This is a genomic window from Sphaerisporangium sp. TRM90804, assembly GCF_029846175.1.
GTDB lineage: Bacteria > Actinomycetota > Actinomycetes > Streptosporangiales > Streptosporangiaceae > Sphaerisporangium.
Window position 1 is genome coordinate 1 of sequence record NZ_JARWAC010000064.1, and the last position, 1925, is coordinate 1925.

Genomic DNA, 1925 nt, shown 5'->3' on the forward strand with positions numbered 1-1925 from the left:
CGATCAACCGGCAACACGATCTGCTCCGGCAACCCCGCCAACCGCTCCCGCCAGTACGCGACCTGAGGCCCCAACCGCCCACCGTCAGCCACCCCCTCGTCACCCAGCACCTCCCGCTGCCACAACGCGTAGTCGGCGTACTGCACCGGCAACCCGGTGAAGGCGGGAGCCCGCCCGGCGAGCCGCGCCTCGTACGCCGCCATCAGGTCGCGGGACAGTGGCGCGAACGACCAGGCGTCGCTGACGATGTGGTGCAGCATCACCATGAGGACGTGGTCGCGCGGGCCGACCCGCCACAGGCGCGTCCGCACCGGGATCTCGCGTGCCAGGTCGAAGGTGTCGCGCGCCGCCGCGTCCAGCGTCGCCTGGATGTCCTCCTCGGCCACGTGCTCGACGGTCGCCGGCATCGGCCCGGTGTCGCCGGGCGCGAGAACCCGCTGGTAGGGGGTGCCCTCGTGCTCGGGGAAGACGGTGCGCAGCGACTCGTGGCGGGCCAGGACGTCGCCCATCGCGGCCCGCAGGGCGTCCACGTCCAGCTCGCCGCGCAGGCGCAGCGACCAGGGCACGTTGTAGGTGGCGTTCGGGCCCTCCAGCCGGTGCAGGAACCACAGCCGCCGCTGCGCGAACGACAACGGCACCCGCTCCGGACGCTCCCGCCGCGTCAGCGGCGCCTGCACCCGGCCGGTCTCCTCCAGGCACTCGGCGAGCTCCGCCACGGTCGGCGCCTCGAACAGGGTGCGGATCGCCGGCTCGACGCCCAGCAGGACGCGGATCCGGCTGACGACCTGGGTCGCGAGCAGCGAGTGGAAGCCGAGCGCGAAGAAGTTCTCCTCGGGGTCGACCTCGTCGAGCCCGAGCACCTCGGCGAAGACGGCGCAGAGGATCTCCTCGGCGCGCGTCGCCGGCCCGTCCTGCGGCCGGGCGGGCGCGGTGGCGCCGTCTTCGCTCGGCGGGAGGTCCTCCGGCCATGCCGGGGCGGGTTCGAGGCGCCGCAGGGCGGCGTCCCACCGCACGCGCAGCCCTGACCGGTACATGCGGGAGCCGGGCGGGCCGAAGGGGTCGGCGACCAGGGTCTCGGGACGGACGAGACCCTGGTCTAAAGGCGTCTCGGCGACGTCCGGCCGAAGCTCGGCGGGCATCGCGGGGCCGTGGGCGGGCGCGGCGGAGGAACGGCCGGCGGCGAGGTAGAGCTCGCCCGGGATGCCGGGCGGCACGGGGCCCAACCAGGGGTCGAGCACGTACCCGTGGAGCTCGCCGCCCCCGTCACGCGGTGCGACGCCGTCGACGGTCCCGTTCACGGGACCGGCCGAGGTGGGGGCCTGCGAGGCGTCGACAGCCGAGATGTCGGCGGGCGAGGCGTCGATGGGCGCGGCAGGGGCGGTCAGGGACGCCAGGTGCGCGGGGGTGACGGTGAGCGGCACGAGTGCCCCCCACTCTTCGGGGCCCAGCAGGTCGATGCGGTCGATCCTGAGGTCGTGGTCGGCGACCACGGCGGTCAGCAGCCGGCGGTAGAGGTCGACGAACCGCCGGACGCTGCCCTCGTGGTAGATGTCGGTGTTGTACTCGACGAACCCGATGTAGCCGTCCGCCGGATCGTTGCCGTGGGACCTTCCCTGCACATGGACGGCCAGGTCGAACCTGGACGTGCCGGTGAGCCCCTCCTCGGGGACCGACTCCAGCCCCGGCCCGGAGAACGGTTCGAGCGGCTCGTTCTGGTAGCCGAGGGACACCTGGAAGAGCGGGCTGCGGGTCATCGAACGGACGGGGTTCAGCACCTCGACGAGGTACTCGAAGGGGACGTCCTGGTTGGCGTAGGCGGCCAGCGCGGTCTCGCGCGCGCGGCCGAGCAGTTCGGCGAAGGTGGGCTCGCCGGAGGTGTCGGTGCGCAGCACCAGCGTGTTGACGAAGAAGCCGACCAGGTCGTC

1 protein-coding gene is annotated in these 1925 nt (G+C 73.5%); it reads right to left on the reverse strand.

What is annotated here, in order from left to right; all coding sequences use genetic code 11:
• Window positions 1-1925: condensation domain-containing protein (locus PYR91_RS36245; protein ID WP_279787540.1), on the reverse strand; the 1925-nt coding region annotated here is incomplete at both ends.